The 15,598-nt window shown below is 65.5% G+C and carries 11 protein-coding genes; 8 read left to right on the plus strand and 3 right to left on the minus strand.

Translation table 11 applies throughout. The features are described 5' to 3' along the window. Positions 1-9 precede the first annotated feature (9 nt). The 7 genes from YUA_RS0103865 to ligA all read left to right on the plus strand — a co-directional run bounded on the left by YUA_RS0103865 (position 10) and on the right by ligA (position 10,633). Positions 10-1,038, plus strand: a complete 1,029-nt coding sequence (locus YUA_RS0103865) for a cell division protein FtsQ/DivIB (protein ID WP_027529482.1) — start codon at positions 10-12, stop codon at positions 1,036-1,038. Beyond that, on the plus strand, positions 1,035-2,357 hold the full coding sequence (gene ftsA, locus YUA_RS0103870; protein WP_027529483.1) for a cell division protein FtsA: 1,323 nt from the start codon (positions 1,035-1,037) through the stop codon (positions 2,355-2,357). Before YUA_RS0103865 ends, ftsA begins: the two co-directional genes overlap by 4 nt. A gap of 87 nt (positions 2,358-2,444) precedes the next feature. After that, positions 2,445-4,220, plus strand: a complete 1,776-nt coding sequence (gene ftsZ / locus YUA_RS0103875; protein ID WP_027529484.1) for a cell division protein FtsZ — start codon at positions 2,445-2,447, stop codon at positions 4,218-4,220. Positions 4,221-4,583: 363 nt separating this feature from the next. Then, positions 4,584-5,546, plus strand: a complete 963-nt coding sequence (gene lpxC, locus YUA_RS0103880; protein ID WP_027529485.1) for a UDP-3-O-acyl-N-acetylglucosamine deacetylase — start codon at positions 4,584-4,586, stop codon at positions 5,544-5,546. Between the two features lie 243 nt (positions 5,547-5,789). Next, positions 5,790-6,677, plus strand: coding sequence for an outer membrane protein assembly factor BamD (locus tag YUA_RS0103885; protein ID WP_027529486.1), 888 nt, complete (start codon positions 5,790-5,792; stop codon positions 6,675-6,677). Positions 6,678-6,701: 24 nt separating this feature from the next. Then, entirely contained in the window at positions 6,702-8,390 is a 1,689-nt protein-coding gene (recN, locus tag YUA_RS0103890) for a DNA repair protein RecN (RefSeq protein WP_027529487.1), read from the plus strand. A gap of 95 nt (positions 8,391-8,485) precedes the next feature. Further along, positions 8,486-10,633, plus strand: coding sequence for an NAD-dependent DNA ligase LigA (gene ligA / locus YUA_RS0103895; protein WP_027529488.1), 2,148 nt, complete (start codon positions 8,486-8,488; stop codon positions 10,631-10,633). A gap of 168 nt (positions 10,634-10,801) precedes the next feature. Here the strand turns inward: ligA and YUA_RS0103900 are convergent, their stop codons facing one another. Together YUA_RS0103900 and YUA_RS0103905 are read right to left on the minus strand one after the other, a co-directional pair. Beyond that, positions 10,802-12,082, minus strand: a complete 1,281-nt coding sequence (locus tag YUA_RS0103900; protein WP_027529489.1) for a multidrug effflux MFS transporter — start codon at positions 12,080-12,082, stop codon at positions 10,802-10,804. Positions 12,083-12,304: 222 nt separating this feature from the next. Continuing rightward, complete coding sequence (locus tag YUA_RS0103905) at positions 12,305-14,131, minus strand: aminopeptidase P family protein (protein ID WP_027529490.1); 1,827 nt, start codon at positions 14,129-14,131, stop codon at positions 12,305-12,307. A gap of 185 nt (positions 14,132-14,316) precedes the next feature. On the opposite strand from YUA_RS0103905, the gene YUA_RS0103910 reads away from it, so the two are divergent. After that, positions 14,317-14,496, plus strand: coding sequence for a hypothetical protein (locus tag YUA_RS0103910; protein WP_027529491.1), 180 nt, complete (start codon positions 14,317-14,319; stop codon positions 14,494-14,496). A 171-nt stretch (positions 14,497-14,667) separates the two neighbouring features. On the opposite strand, the gene YUA_RS0103915 is transcribed toward YUA_RS0103910, so the two are convergent. After that, positions 14,668-15,555: a 50S ribosomal protein L11 methyltransferase gene (locus YUA_RS0103915; protein ID WP_027529492.1), complete on the minus strand. Its 888-nt coding sequence runs from the start codon at positions 15,553-15,555 to the stop codon at positions 14,668-14,670. Between the last annotated feature and the right edge of the window lie 43 nt (positions 15,556-15,598).

Below are 15,598 nucleotides of genomic sequence, written 5' to 3' on the forward strand. Positions count from 1 at the left end.
GCTCGTGCAATGGATGGTGCAGGAAGCCTCACCCGGTCGTTTTTGAGATCGCTGAGGCCCCAAGCTGACCTGAAGGCGGCCGCTATCGGAGCGGTCGTGCTTCTGCGCGAGTGGGTGCAGGACAGGCGTGAGGACAAACGCTCCGCCGCCAAGGAAAAGATCAAGCAGAAGATCAAGGCCAAGGCTGTCATCGAACGCGAGCCGCCGCCGCGCGTGGTCGCGCTGGTCGAGCGCTATCTGCCGCGCCGGGTCGGGATCAGCATGACTGTGCTGCTGCTGATCGGCAGCTGCGGCCTCGGCATCGTCAAGGGCGGCCATCTCCAGGATTTCATCACTGCGGTCAGTGACGCGCGCAACGCCATGGCCAATTCGGCCGGCTTCCGCATCACCAACGTCATGATCAATGGCCGCAAGCAGCTCAGCCAGGACGAGATCCTCGCGATCGGCGGCGTCAGCGGCCGCTCTTCGCTCCTGTTCCTCGATGCCGATGGCGTGCGCGACAAGCTCAAGGCCAATCCCTGGATCGCGGATGCGACCGTGCTGAAGCTCTATCCGGGCCAGCTCATGATCGAGATCACCGAGCGCAAGGCGTTCGCACTGTGGCAGGAGGCCGGCCGGCTCTCCGTCATCGCGGACGACGGCGCGCTGCTCGAGCCCTATGTGTCGCGCCGGTTCCTGTCGCTGCCGCTCGTGGTCGGGAGGGGCGCCGACACCCAGGCTCGCGACTTCCTCGCGCTGCTCGCGCGCTATCCGCAGGTGAACTCGGTGACCAAAGCCGCGATCTATGTCGGTGAGCGGCGCTGGAACCTGAGGCTGAAGGACGGCCTCGATGTTCGCCTGCCCGAGCAGGATGTCGGCAACGCACTCGCCGCGCTCTCCAAGCTCGACAAGGACGACAGGCTGTTCTCGAAGGACATCGTCGCGATCGACATGCGCCTGCCCGACCGTCTGGTGGTGCAGCTGTCCGACGACGCCGCCAAGGCGCGCGAGGACCTGTTCAAGGACAAGAAGAAAAAGAAGGCCGGGGACGCCGCATGACCGGTCTTGATCGCACCCAGACGCCGAAGACGCGCCAAATGCCGCACAAGCGCGGCGGCCTCGTCGCCTGCCTCGACATCGGCACCAGCAAGATCGCCTGCATGATCGCGCGGCTGAAGCCGTCGGCGCCGAGCGAAGCCTTGGGCGGTCGCACCCATGCGATCGAATTGATCGGTTACAGCCAGATCCAGTCGCGCGGCATGAAGGCCGGTGCGGTGGTCGATCTCGCCGCATGCGAGCAGGCGGTGCGCCAGGCCGTCGGGCTTGCCGAGAAAATGGCCAAAGTACGTGTCGAGTCCGTGCTGCTGTCGGTCTCCGGCGGCCGGCTCGCCGGCCAGCTGGTCGAAGCCGCAGCCGATATCCGTGGCGGCGCGGTGACGCCGGCCGATGTCAGCCGCGTCACCTCCACCGGCATGCGCCACGCCACCGGTGAGGGCCGCACCGTGCTGCATGCGCTTCCGGTCGGCTACACGCTCGATGGCGTCAAGGGCATCCGCGATCCCCGCGGCATGGTTGCGCATCAATTCGGCGTCGACATGAACGTCGTCACCTGCGACGCCACCGTGGCGCGGAACCTGATGCTGGCGGTCGAACGCTGCCATCTCAACGTCGAAGCCATGGCGGCGAGCCCCTATGTGGCCGGCCTGTCGGTGCTCACCGACGACGAGGCCGATCTCGGCGCCGCCGTGGTCGAGATGGGCGCGGGCACCACCACGATCGCGGTCTATTCGGGCGGGCGCTTCGTGCACGCGGCCGGTTTTGCGGTCGGCGGGCAACACATCACGATGGATCTCGCGCGCGGACTCTCGGCGACCATTGCCGATGCCGAGCGAATCAAGACGTTATACGGCACCGTCATCACCGGCGGATCGGACTCGCGTGAGCTGATGTCTGTACCGACAGCCGGTGACGACCAGGATCTGCCGCAAATCGTTTCGCGCGCCACCATCGCCACCATCGTCAAGCACCGTGCCGAGGAAGTCTTCGAAATGGTTCGGGACAAGCTGAAGGATTCGCCCTTCGCGGCAGAGCCCAAGGGCCGTGTCGTGCTCTCGGGCGGCGCCTCGCAGCTCACCGGCCTTGTCGAGCTCGGCACCCAGATTCTCGGCCGACCCGTGCGGGTCGGACGTCCGCTCGGTTTCGGCCGGCTGCCCAACGAGGCGAAGAACGCCGCGTTCGCGGTGCCGGCCGGACTTCTCGTCTACCCGCAATATGTTCACCACGAACATGTCGAACCGCGGCACACGCGGCAGCAGGTCAAGACAGGGACGGGCGGCTACTTTGGAAAGGTCGGACGATGGCTACGCGAGGGCTTCTGATGAACCGGTTCCGCAATCTTCGAATGTCACCAACTCCCGCGGCCGCCGGCCGGGGCGAACCCACGCGCGCGTGATCGAGAGGCAAACATGACCATCAGCATCAACGTTCCTGATATTCACGAGTTGAAGCCCCGTATCACCGTGTTCGGCGTCGGTGGAGCCGGTGGCAACGCCGTCAACAACATGATCACGGCCGGCCTCCAGGGGGTCGACTTCGTGGTCGCCAACACCGACGCGCAGGCGCTGACGATGTCGAAGGCGCAGCGCATCGTGCAGATGGGCACGGCAGCCACGCAGGGCCTCGGCGCAGGCTCGCAGCCGGTCGTCGGCGCGGCCGCGGCCGAAGAGGTGATGGACGAACTCCGTGACCATCTCTCCGGCGCCAACATGGTGTTCGTCACGGCCGGCATGGGCGGCGGCACCGGCACCGGTGCTGCTCCTGTGATCGCCAAGATCGCGCGCGAGATGGGGATTCTCACCGTCGGTGTCGTGACCAAGCCGTTCCATTTCGAGGGCGGCCGCCGCATGCGCACCGCTGAGGCCGGCATCAACGAGCTTCACAAGGTCGTCGACACGCTGCTGATCATCCCGAACCAGAACCTGTTCCGGGTTGCCAACGAGAAGACCACCTTTGCCGACGCCTTCGCGATGGCCGATCAGGTGCTCTATTCGGGCGTGGCCTGCATCACCGACCTGATGGTCAAGGAAGGCCTGATCAATCTCGACTTCGCCGACGTCCGCGCCGTCATGCGCGAGATGGGCAAGGCGATGATGGGCACCGGCGAAGCCTCCGGCGACAAGCGCGCGCTGACCGCCGCCGAAGCTGCAATCGCCAACCCGCTGATCGACGATAGCTCGATGAAGGGCGCCAAGGGCCTCCTGATCTCGATCACCGGCGGCAAGGACCTGACCCTGTTCGAAGTCGACGAAGCCGCGACCCGCATCCGCGAGGAAGTCGACCAGGACGCCAACATCATCGTCGGCGCCACCTTCGACGAAGCGCTCGACGGCCTGATCCGCGTCTCGGTCGTTGCCACCGGCATCGAGCAGGCCGCGATCGCCCGCAACAGCCAGGGCACCAGCGCGCCCGTCGCAAATGCCGCGCCGCAGGTGCAGCAGGCTCCCGCGGCTCCGGCCGCTGCTGCCGAGAGCCGTCTTGCAGACCTGACCGCGCGTCTCCGCGCCGATAACCAGCGCCTGGCCGAGCGCGCCCAGAAGCTGGAATCGCAGATCCCGGCTGCCGCGCCGCGTCCCAATGTCGAGCGTGCGGCGCTTGCCGCCATCGCGGCTGCCGTTGCCGACGTTCCGCGGGCGCCCGCGCCGGTGCAGACCTATGGCGACGTCACGGTGCGCCCGATCGCGCAGAAGCCCACGCTGTTCCCGGAGCCCGAGCAGGCACCGATGGCCATGCACGAGCCGATGACGCCGGAAACCTTCATCCCACCGCAGGCCGAGCGTGCCCCGGCCCGCGCGCCGCGGATGCCGCGCCTCGACGAGCTGCCGATGCCGGCCCAGGCCGAGATTCGTCAGGCCCGTGGCGAGGTCGAAGACGAAACACCGCAGAAGACCCGCCTGTCGCTGCTCCAGCGCCTTGCCAATGTCGGCCTCGGCCGTCGCGACGAGGAGAGCGAGGCCCCGATCGCCGCCCGCACTGCCAGTCCCGCCATGCCGGCGCTGCCCGAGCGCAAGCCGCAGCGGACGGTGCAGCAGCAGATCGCCGCCAGCGAACCGGTGTCGGAATATGCCCGCCGGCCGGCGCCGCAGGGTCTCGACGCCCATGGCCGCCCGGCGCCTGTTGCGCCGGCGCCACAGGGCGACGACCATCTTGATATCCCGGCCTTCCTGCGGCGGCAGGCGACCTGAGGATTGTTACAATAAGGCAGACGATAAAAGGTCCCGGCGGGAAGCTTGCCGGGACCTTTCCTTTGGTCCCGTGCATATCCGGGTTGCGCGCTCAAGCAACTGATTTTAAATCATTAATTACTTGTTCGGTGCTTCAGTAAAGCTGCCGATAACGGCCCAAAACTCCGGCGCAATTTGGTTAAGCCTTGGCGCGAATACGGCGGGTTTGGGGTAACAATCGGTAAAAAAGCGTGAGTTGGCGCTGTTTGAGGCAGTGACTATGGTTCGGCGTGACTTGGGGATACGGAGATTCGGACGGTCGATCTCGATCGATCAGTCGGGCCTAGTATAAGTCGCAGTGGGTCGTAGTGGGGCGGATTCCTGATGAAATTTAGCCGGCAAACAACGCTTCGTGCGCAAGCCACCGTGGCCGGCGTCGGCGTTCATTCCGGTCTTCCCGTGACCGTTACCCTTGGGCCTGCGCCGATCGATGCAGGTTTTATTTTTGTCCGCACCGGCCTCGATGGTCGCGATCGCGAAGTGCTGGCGACCGCAGAGCAGGTGGTTGCTACCGATCTGGCGACCGTGCTGGGCGACCGTGAAGGTCCGCTCGTCTCCACCGCCGAGCATGTGCTGGCCGCTTTGCGCGGCATGGGCGTTGATAACGCCACCATCGAGATCGACGGTGCCGAAGTGCCGATCATGGACGGCAGTGCGGCGCCTTTCGTTGCGGCGATCGATCAAGCCTGCATCGTGACGCAGTCGGCGCAGCGCCGATATATCCAGGTACTGAAGCCCGTTTCTGCTGCGATCGGCGATTCCTTCGGTGAATTGCGGCCCTATGCGAACGGGTTCCGCGCCGAAGTCGAGATCAACTTCAGCAATCCGGTGATCGGCCGTCAGAACTACGCGCTGGATCTCAGCCCTGAGCGGTTCCGCCGCGACATCGCCCGTGCGCGCACCTTTGGAATGATCTGCGATCAGGCACGGCTCTGGGCCGCAGGCTATGGTCGCGGCGCCTCCTTCGAAAACACTGTTGTGTTCGACGACGAGCGGCTGCTCAATCCCGAGGGCTTGCGCTACGCCGATGAGTGCGCTCGCCACAAGGTGCTGGACGTGATCGGCGATCTCGCGCTGGCCGGCTTGCCGCTGCTCGGTGCCTATCGCTCGGTGCGTGGCGGCCACAAGGTCAACCACGCCGTTCTCACCGCGCTGCTTGCCGACCGTACTGCCTGGCGGGTGGTCGAGGGCGAAGTGGCCCGCCGCACCACGCGTCCTGTGGTCGAGGTCGGCAGCGGTATCGTCGGCGGCCGGATCGCTGCGGCCTACGGGCCGGACGTGTCCTGACCCCCTGTTGCGACAAGCAGCCAAGCGGCGTTTTGTCCGGGAAACTTCGGGTAACCATGATCGACTAGGATTGCGGCGTTTTCGCCTTAATCCGGGCGGAATGCCTGCCTATCCGATGGGTTACAATCGTTTTTCGGTTACACCGACGTGGTCGCGTGGCAGGCACCACGGTCACATTTCGCGCCCGTGACGGGGATCATGGGCTGGCGGGCACCGCATCACAGGGCGTCAGGTCTTAAATTCATGTCGGCACAGCGTATGACGCGCGGATATCTCTTGGTTTCACCGCGAGCCCGTGGGCTGCTCCAGGTCGCAGCGCTCTTCCTGTTCGCCTTGCCGTTGGCCGGCTGCGGCACCGGCTCGCTCTGGGACAAGTTCACCGCCAAGGACGACACCTTCGTCGAGGAGCCTGCCGACAAGATCTACAATGAGGGCCTGTACCTCATGAACGAAAAGAAGGACATGAAGGCGGCGAACAAGAAGTTCGAAGAGGTCGACCGCCAGCATCCCTATTCCGACTGGGCGCGCAAATCGCTGCTGATGTCGGCCTACGCGTCCTACCAGGGCGGCGACTATGACAGCTGCATCGGCGCTGCGACCCGCTACGTCACCCTGCATCCCGGCAGCCCGGACGCCGCTTACGCGCAATATTTGATCGCCGCCTCGCACTACGATCAGATCCCGGATATCAGCCGCGACCAGGCCCGTACCGAGAAGGCCATCGCCTCGCTGGAAGAGGTGGTGCGCAAATATCCGACGTCCGAATATGCGACCTCCGCCAAGGCCAAGATCGAGGGCGCGCGCGACCAGCTCGCCGGCAAGGAAATGAATGTCGGCCGCTACTACATGGGGAAGCGCGACTACACGGCCGCGATCAACCGCTACAAGGCCGTGGTGACGCAGTACCAGACCACGCGCCATGTCGAGGAAGCGCTCTACCGTCTCACCGAGGCCTATATGTCGATCGGCATCGTCGGCGAGGCCCAGACCGCCGCCGCCGTGCTCGGGCATAATTTTCCCGACAGCCGGTGGTACAAGGACGCCTATAATCTTGTAAAATCCGGCGGTCTCGAGCCGAGCGAGAATCAGGGGTCCTGGATCAGCCAGACCTTCAAGAAGATTGGCCTCTAGGTCTCGGCTAGGAAATCTGGTTCCATGCTGGCGCGTCTGTCGATCCGTGACATCGTCCTGATCGAACGGCTCGATATCGAATTCGCCACCGGACTTGCGGTTTTGACCGGCGAGACCGGTGCGGGCAAATCCATCCTGCTCGATGCCTTTGCACTGGCGCTCGGCGGCCGCGGCGACGCCGGCCTCGTGCGCCATGGCGCGGAGCAGGGCCAGGTCACGGCCGTCTTCGATATCCCGAAGAATCACCCCGCGACAAAGATTCTGGCCGAGAACGGGCTGGACGACGCGAGTTTTGCAGAGTCTTGCGAGATGATTCTCCGCCGCGTCCAGCTCGCCGACGGTCGCACCCGCGCCTTCATCAACGATCAGTCGATCAGCGTGCAGACCCTGAAGGCGGTCGGCGCCGCGCTGGTCGAGATCCACGGCCAGCATGACGAGCGCGCGCTGGTCGATGCCGCCACCCATCGCCGCCTGCTCGATGCTTTTGCCGGTATCGAAAAGGACGTCGCAGCCGTCGAGACCCTTTGGGACGCGCGCCGCACCGCCAATACCGAGCTGGAAGAGCATCGCGCCGGCATGGAGCGCGCCGCGCGCGAGGCCGACTATCTGCGTCACGCCTCCGACGAGCTGAAGCAGCTCGCCCCCAAGGATGGCGAGGAGACCTCGCTCGCCTCGCGCCGCACCACCATGATGCAGGGCGAGAAGATCGCCTCCGATCTGCGTGAGGCGCAGGAGGTCGTCGGCGGCCACAATTCGCCGGTCGCGGCGCTGTCGGCCGCCGTGCGCCGGCTGGAACGCCGCGGCGTCAATTCGCCGGCGCTGGTCGAGCCCGCGGTGAAGGCGATCGACATTGCGATCAACGCGCTGGAGGAGGCCGACCAGCATCTCCAGGCCGCGCTCGCCGCGACCGATTTCGACCCGGCCGAGCTCGAACGCATCGAGGAGCGGCTGTTCGCGTTGCGCGCCGCCTCCCGCAAATATTCCACGCCGGTCGATGGTCTGGCGGCGCTTGCCGCCAAGTACGCCGCCGACGTCGTGCTCATCGATGCTGGCGCCTCGCGCTTGAAGAAGCTGGAGCAGGCCGCGATCGAGGCCGATGCACGCTATGCGACTGCTGCGAAAAAGCTGTCCCTCGTCCGGCAGAAATCGGCCGAGAAGCTCAACAAGGCCGTCAACGCCGAGCTTGCCCCGCTCAAGCTCGAACGCGCGAAATTCATGACCCAGGTCGCGACCGACGAGGCCGCACCGGGGCCGCAAGGCATCGATCGCGTCGAGTTCTGGGTGCAGACCAACCCCGGCACCAAGCCGGGGCCGATGATGAAGGTCGCCTCCGGCGGCGAGCTCTCGCGCTTCCTCCTGGCGCTCAAGGTCGTGCTGTCCGATCGGGGCTCGGCACCGACGCTCGTGTTCGACGAAATCGACACCGGCGTCGGCGGCGCGGTCGCCGATGCCATCGGCGGACGCTTGGCACGGCTTGCCGGCAAGGTGCAGGTGATGGCCGTGACCCACGCCCCGCAGGTCGCCGCCCGTGCCGACCAGCATCTCTTGATCTCCAAGGATGCGCTGGACAAGGGCAGGCGCGTCGCCACCCGCGTCAACGCGCTCGCCGCCGACCACCGCCGCGAGGAAATCGCCCGCATGCTCGCCGGCGCCGAGATCACGGCCGAGGCGAGGGCGGCTGCCGACCGGCTGCTCAAGGCGGCGACGGCTTAGGCTGCGCCCCCGGAACGCAGCGCAATGCGGTGCCTCCGGGGCAGGAGACTTTTACCGCCTTTACCCTCCCGCCCGCTCCATCGTATCCAAGCACCATGGCAAGAGCAGCAAAATCAAAACCGCTTCGTGACGTCGCCGACCTCACCAAGGCGCAGGCCAAGGTCGAGCACATGCGGCTGTCGCTCGAGATCGAGGGACACAACGAGCGCTACTATCAGGACGACGCCCCCACCGTCACGGACGCCGAGTATGACGCCCTGCGTCAGCGCCTCGATGCGATCGAAAAGCGCTTTCCGGAATTGGTCAGCGGGGATTCGCCCTCACAGAAGGTCGGCGCGGCGCCGTCCGGGCGCTTCAGGAAGGTCCAGCATTCCGTTCCGATGCTGTCGCTGGACAACGCCTTTGCCGAAGAAGACGTCCGCGACTTCGTCGGCCGGATCGTGCGCTTCCTGAAGCTTGACGATGACAAGGTCAATTTCTCCGCCGAGCCGAAGATCGACGGCCTGTCGATGTCGCTGCGCTATGAGGGCGGCGAACTCGTCACCGCGGCGACACGCGGCGACGGTGCGGTCGGCGAGGACGTCACCGCCAACATCCGTACGCTCGAAGACGTGCCGCAGAAGCTGAAGGGCCGCAACGTCCCTGATGTCTGCGAGGTGCGCGGCGAGGTCTACATGACCAAGAAGGCCTTCCTCGCGCTCAACGAGCGGCAGAAGGCGGCCGGTGACACCATCTTCGCCAATCCGCGCAATTCGGCGGCGGGCTCCTTGCGGCAGAAGGATCCGACCATCACCGCATCGCGCCCGCTCGGCTTCTTCGCCTATGCCTGGGGCGAGATGAGTGCGATGCCGGAAGATACGCAGAGCGGCATGATCCATTGGTTCGAGCGCTGCGGCTTCAAGACCAATCCGCTGACCAAGCTCTGTCACTCCGTCGAGGAGCTGCTTGCCTTCCATCATTCCATCGAGGAGCAGCGCGCAAAGCTCGACTACGACATCGACGGCGTCGTCTACAAGGTCGATCGCCTCGACTGGCAGGAGCGGCTCGGCTTCGTCTCACGCACGCCGCGTTGGGCTATTGCGCACAAATTCCCGGCCGAGCGCGCCATGACGGTGCTTCGCGACATCGAAATCCAGGTCGGCCGCACCGGTTCGTTCACGCCGGTTGGCAAGCTCGAGCCGATCGGCGTCGGCGGCGTGATCGTGCAGAACGTCACGCTGCACAACGAGGACTACATCAAGGGCATCGGCAACAAGGGCGAGGTGCTGCGCGAGGGCCGCGATATCAGGATCGGCGACACCGTCGTGATCCAGCGCGCCGGCGACGTCATCCCGCAGATCGTCGACGTCGTCCTCGACAAGCGGCCGAAGAGCGCCAAGGAATTCTCTTTCCCGAAGAAGTGCCCGTGCCCGCTGCACACCGACGTCGTGCGCGGGGAGACGGCCGCTGGCGAAGAGGAGGCGCGCGCCCGGTGCACCGGCGAGTTTGCCTGCCCTTATCAGAAGATCGAGCACCTCAAGCTGTTCGTGTCGCGGCGCGCCTTCGACATCGATGGTCTCGGCGAGAAGCAGCTCCAATATTTCTTCGACGAAGGATGGGTGAAAGAGCCCTCCGACATCTTCACGCTGGAGAAGCGCAACGCAAAGCTCAAGCTCGAGGAGATCGAGGGCTACGGCGCGACCTCGGTGCGCAATCTCTTCGGCGCCATCGAGAGCCGGCGCAAAATCGCGCTGGAGCGCTTCGTCTATGCGCTCGGCATGCGCCATGTCGGTGAGACCACGGCCTTGGCGCTCGCGCGCGGCTACGGCTCCTGGGATGCATTCCACGATGCCTGCCTCAAGGTCGCCAAGGATGACGAGGAAGCGATCGCGGAAATGGACGCGCTGGACCAGATCGGCGAGACCGTGATCAAGAGCATCGCCGATTATTTCGGCGAGAGCCACAATCGCGGCATCGTCGAGCGCCTGACCAAGGAGGTCGAGATCGTCGACGCCGAGAAGCCGAAGAGCAACTCCGCCGTCGCCGGCAAGACGGTGGTGTTCACCGGCTCGCTGGAGAAGATGACGCGCGACGAAGCCAAGGCGACCGCGGAGCGATTAGGTGCCAAGGTCTCGGGCTCGGTGTCGAAGAAGACCGATCTCGTCGTCGCCGGCCCCGGGGCGGGCTCGAAGCTCGCGGAGGCCAACAAGCACGGAGTCCAGGTGCTGACCGAAGACGAGTGGCTGAAGCTGATCGGGGAGTGAGAGAGCATCGCCCTATCCGTTCACTCCGCCGTCATCGCCCGCGTAGGCGGGCGATCCAGTACGCCGCGGCCCCTCCGTATCCTCGCACTGTCTCTGGAATACTGGATCCCCCGCCTTCGCGGGGGATGACACCGAACGTGTTGTGACGGCTGCTGCGCACAGCAATGGCTACATCATCCCGCTCTCTTCCTCCTCGGCCTGCTCGATCAGCGTCTCGCTCACCATCAATTTCCGCCGCGGCACGACGAAGATCATCATGCAGGCGCAGAGCAGCGAGATCGCAAGCACCGCCGAGGTCAGCGGCAGCGTCGTTGCGGAGTGGCCGCCGAGATAGGCGCCGAATTGCGACATCAGCGCGCCGATGCCTTGCTGGAGGAAGCCCATCGCGCCTGACGCGGTGCCGGCGGCTTCAGGGCGGATGCTGATGGCACCGGCCGCGGAATTCGCCATCACGAAGGCATTGCCGACCATCACGATCATCTGCGTGCCGAACAGCCATGCCGGCGCCTCGTTCCAGCCGGTAAAGCTCCAGAGCAGGTTCAACAGGCTGCCGCAGAGTTGCAGGCCGAGTCCGAACCAGATCAATTTCTCCAGCGAGTGCCGCGGCGCGAAGCGCACGCAGAGCAGATTACCGACCAGATAGGCGAATCCTGTTGTGGCGAACCACGCGCCGTATTCGGCGCTGGTCCGACCCATCTGCGTCACGACGATGTAGGGACCGCCGCCGGCGAAGGTGAAGATGATCTGGGACGCCAGCACCTGGCACATCACATAGCCGATGAAGGCGCGGCTCTTGATCAGGGTGCCGACGTCGCTGCGAAAGCCGCCGCTGCCGACCGCGCGGTCGCGGCGCGTCTCCGGCAACGCGATCGCGATGCCGACGGCGACTGCGAGCGCGCCGATCGTGACAGCGTAGAAGATCGCCCGCCAGCCGAACGCGGTCTCGATCAGCCCACCGGTGAGCGGCGAGACCATCTGACCGATCATCAGGGCGGCGACCACGAGGCTGATCATGGAGGCGACGCGGTCGCGCGCGTAGATGTCGCGGATGATGGCGCGGCTCACCACCATGCCGGAGGCGCCGCCGAGCGCCTGGAAGAAGCGCGCTGCGATCAGCTGCGGTAGGGTTTCGGCGAAGATGCAGGCGACGCTTGCCGCCACCATCAGCGCGAGACCGGAGAGCAGCACCGGGCGCCGGCCGAACTTGTCCGACAGCGGCCCCATGATCAGTTGCGACAGCGCGATGCCGACCATGTAGAGCGACACCGTCATCTGCGCGATCGAGATGTCGCGCCCGAACGTCGTCGCCAGCACGGGCAGCGCCGGAACCAGGATGTAGAGCGAGATCGGTGCGATCCCGGTCATGACGACCAGCAGCAGCAACACCACGCGCGAAGTCGCGATGTTCTTCGTCGCCGTCTCCGGCGGCCTGCTGATCATGCCGTGCATGCGCGTCCGTCTTTCGAATTCGAATCCGACTGTAGCGTGCTCGCACAAGACGGATATCGGCGTTTCGGAATGCGGCTATACGGATTCCGGGACTGTTATAATAACAGCGCGCGGGAAGCCGTTGTTTTACGGGCAAACTGCGTCAGGAGCGTGCAGAGCCCGTCGTGGTTGCGGACAAAAGCGGCCAAGCCTTGCGCAAACCGCGTAGCGCCATGCGCTGCGCTAGGTCAGCTCCGCCGTGGCCTGATCAAGCCACGCCTTCGTCGTCTCATCCAGTGCCGGCCCCACCTCGGCACGGACGCGCGTGTGGTAGGCATTGAGCCAGCCGAGCTCGTCGCGGCTCAGCATCGTGGCGTCGATCAGCCGGCGGTCGATCGGCGCCAGAGTCAGCGTCTCGAACGCGTTCATCGATTTCTCGGCGCCCTTGATGTCGGCGGCGACCACGAGCTCGAGGTTCTCGATGCGGATGCCGAACCCGTCGGTCTTGTAATAGCCCGGCTCGTTGGAGAGGATCATGCCGCGCTTCAGCGGCGTGGTGCCGAGCTTCGAGATCCGCGCCGGTCCTTCATGGACCGAGAGATAGCTGCCGACGCCGTGGCCGGTACCGTGCTCGAAATCGACGCCGGCGGCCCAGAGATATTGCCGCGCCAGCGTGTCGAGCTGCGCGCCGGTGGTGCCGTCGGGGAAGATCGCGCGCGCGATCGCGATATGGCCGCGCAGCACGCGGCTGAAGCGGTCGCGCATCTCCTCGGTCGGCTCGCCCACCGCCATGGTGCGGGTGACGTCGGTGGTGCCGTCTTCATACTGCGCGCCGGAATCGACCAGCAGCAGGTCGCCGGGCGCGATCCGCCGGTTGCTCTTGCGGGTGACGCGGTAGTGCACGATGGCACCGTTCGGGCCGGTGCCGGAGATGGTCGGGAACGACACGTCCTTGAGCGCACCGGTGTCGCGGCGGAAGGTCTCCAGCGCCTCGACCGCGTCGATCTCGGTGAGCTTGCCGCTTGCTGCCTCGCGATCGATGAAGGCGAGGAAACGCGCCAGCGCGATTGCATCGCGCCGGTGGGCCGTCTGCGTCCCCTTGATCTCGGTCGCGTTCTTCACCGCTTTCAGCAGCGCGATCGGATCGCTGCCGCGCACCGGCTTGCCGCCGGCGCCGGTGATCAACCGGCTCAGCGCGTCGGCCGCGGTGGCGTTGTCGAGTGCGATCGCAGCGCCGCTCTTGGCGAGTGCCATCAGCGTCGGCGTCAGCGCATCGGGCTCGCGCACGTCGGCCGACTGTTCGAGATGGTCACGCGTCAGGTTGGAGAGCTTGCGGTGGTCGATGAACACGGTCGGCCGGCCGACCTTGGGCACCAGTGCGTAGGACAGCGGCAGCGGCGTATGAGCGACGTCGGCACCGCGGATGTTGAAGGTCCAGGCCACGGCATGGCTGTCGGACAGCACCAGCGCATCGACGCCGAGCTTGTCGATCTCGCCTTTGATCTGCACCAGCTTGTCGGCCTCGGTGACGCCGGCGTTTTGCAGGCCATGGATCGCGACGGGCGCGACTGGCGGCTGCGGCCGGTCCTGCCAGACCGCGTCGACCGGATTGCTGTCGACCGCAATCAGTTCGGCGCCGGCCTTGACGCAGGCGGCGGAGAGGCGCTCGGCTGCCGCAAAAGTGTGCAGCCATGGATCAAATCCTAGGCGATCGCCGGATTTGAGATGCGCCGAGACCCAGCTCTCCGGCGGCGGATCGATCAGCGATTCCACCGCCCACGCCTTGGCGTCGACCTGCTTGGCCGCCTGGATCGTGTAGCGGCCGTCGACGAAGACCGCGGCCTCCTGGGTCAACACGACCGCGAGCCCCGCCGAGCCGGTAAAGCCGGTCAACCAGGCGAGCCGCTCTTCGGAGGGCGCCACATACTCATTCTGCTGCTGATCGGCGCGCGGAATGACGAAGCCGGTCAGCTTGCGGCGGGCGAGTTCTTCACGGAGTGCGGCGAGCCGCGCCGTCAATGCGACGCCGGCCTCGGGCTCCTCGAATGTCTGGAAGTGCGCTTCGAACATGGCTCAGTTTAGGATCATGGAGATCAGTCCGCAATGTAGACGCATTTGGGGTCGCATCTGGCATGAACTGTGCTTGAAAATGTTCCATTCGAATTGAGTGGAGTAAAGGATGCAGCTGTTGCGCTTCGTCCGGATAACAGGGAAATTCGAGCAAGTGGTTCATCTCAACGGCGAGGGGACACACGATGCCAGCGTTCACGTTTGAGAAGATTTCGCCGCCGGTGCGCCGCGCACCCACAGCAACGGCACCGAAGAAGCCGCGCGGCCTCATCGGCCAGATGATGGATCGCGTCGCCGAGCGCCGCGCGAGACGGTCCTTGCAGAACGAGCGCGCGACGCCTCGGGACGACAAGCCGGCGGAGTAGGGCGTTTTCGTTCACCTCGCCCCGCTTGCGGGGAGAGGTCGGATTGCGAAGCAATCCGGGTGAGGGGACTCTCCGCGAAGTCAACTCTCACCGTTTTTGCGGAAGCAGCCCCTCACCCCCCTCTCCTCGTAAGAACGGGGCGAGGGAGCGCACCGCCGCTGCGGACGCAGTTCACCCCATCTTCCGCAGCAACAGGCTGCTCCACCCCTCGATTCGCAGATGCCGCGACGGCACAAGGCCGCGCGCGCGGTAGGCGGCGATCACGGCGGGGGCCTGGTGGGTTAACAGGCCGGAAAGGATGACACGGGCACCCGGCGCAAGATGCCGAACCATCGGACCTGCCAAGTGCCGTAACGGATTGGCAAGGATGTTGGCCAGCACAAGGTCGAACGGGCCGCTTTTGGCAAAGTCGGGTGCAGCGAAGCCGATGGCCCGGATCACCCGCACATAATGACCGGCTTCGTTCAGGGCCGCATTCTCGGCCGCGACCCGCACCGAGGGCGGGTCGATGTCGGAGGCCAGCACCGCGCTATGCAGCGCCTTGGCTGCCGCGATCCCCAGCACGCCGGTTCCGGTACCGAGGTCGAGCACACGCTTCGGCCGCGCATGTTTCAGGACATGGTCAAGCAGTAGTAAACAGCCACGCGTGGTGCCGTGGTGTCCGGTTCCGAACGCGAGCGCCGCCTCGATCTCGATGGCGAGCTTGTTTTGCGGCACGCGGTCGCGGTCGTGGCTGCCATGGACGACGAATCGTCCGGCAGGGACCGGGACGAGATCCTCCAGGCTGGCCTTGACCCAGTCCTTGGCTTCGACCGTGTCGAAGGCAAGCGTGGCGGCGATGTCATTTCCTGCTGAAGTTGCAACGAGTTCGCGCAGCAATCCCTGATCCGGCGCCTCGGCAAAATGCAGCGTGACGTCCCATTCTCCGTCCGGCCGCTCGAAGGCGGCGACGGCCGCATCGCCCTCGAAAAAAACCTCCGTAAGCACGTCGACGACACGCCTGGCAGCCGCTTCGTTGCCGATCGAAAAGCTGGCGCGATGGGTGGGCAATGGCTGCATTCTAGGGTTCCGTCAGGTTCAATTTTTGGAAGTTTTGTTCCCA

This window comes from Bradyrhizobium sp. WSM3983, assembly GCF_000473045.1.
Taxonomy (GTDB): domain Bacteria; phylum Pseudomonadota; class Alphaproteobacteria; order Rhizobiales; family Xanthobacteraceae; genus Bradyrhizobium.

What these genes read in the sequence shown, in the direction of transcription:
- YUA_RS0103900 (WP_027529489.1), bottom strand. Translation starts at nt 12,082, where the DNA reads ATGCACGGCATGATCAGCAGGCCGCCGGAGACGGCGACGAAGAACATC.
- ftsA (WP_027529483.1), top strand. Translation starts at nt 1,035, where the DNA reads ATGACCGGTCTTGATCGCACCCAGACGCCGAAGACGCGCCAAATGCCG.
- lpxC (WP_027529485.1), top strand. Translation starts at nt 4,584, where the DNA reads ATGAAATTTAGCCGGCAAACAACGCTTCGTGCGCAAGCCACCGTGGCC.
- YUA_RS0103905 (WP_027529490.1), bottom strand. Translation starts at nt 14,131, where the DNA reads ATGTTCGAAGCGCACTTCCAGACATTCGAGGAGCCCGAGGCCGGCGTC.
- ligA (WP_027529488.1), top strand. Translation starts at nt 8,486, where the DNA reads ATGGCAAGAGCAGCAAAATCAAAACCGCTTCGTGACGTCGCCGACCTC.
- YUA_RS0103885 (WP_027529486.1), top strand. Translation starts at nt 5,790, where the DNA reads ATGTCGGCACAGCGTATGACGCGCGGATATCTCTTGGTTTCACCGCGA.
- ftsZ (WP_027529484.1), top strand. Translation starts at nt 2,445, where the DNA reads ATGACCATCAGCATCAACGTTCCTGATATTCACGAGTTGAAGCCCCGT.
- YUA_RS0103865 (WP_027529482.1), top strand. Translation starts at nt 10, where the DNA reads ATGGATGGTGCAGGAAGCCTCACCCGGTCGTTTTTGAGATCGCTGAGG.
- YUA_RS0103910 (WP_027529491.1), top strand. Translation starts at nt 14,317, where the DNA reads ATGCCAGCGTTCACGTTTGAGAAGATTTCGCCGCCGGTGCGCCGCGCA.
- recN (WP_027529487.1), top strand. Translation starts at nt 6,702, where the DNA reads ATGCTGGCGCGTCTGTCGATCCGTGACATCGTCCTGATCGAACGGCTC.
- YUA_RS0103915 (WP_027529492.1), bottom strand. Translation starts at nt 15,555, where the DNA reads ATGCAGCCATTGCCCACCCATCGCGCCAGCTTTTCGATCGGCAACGAA.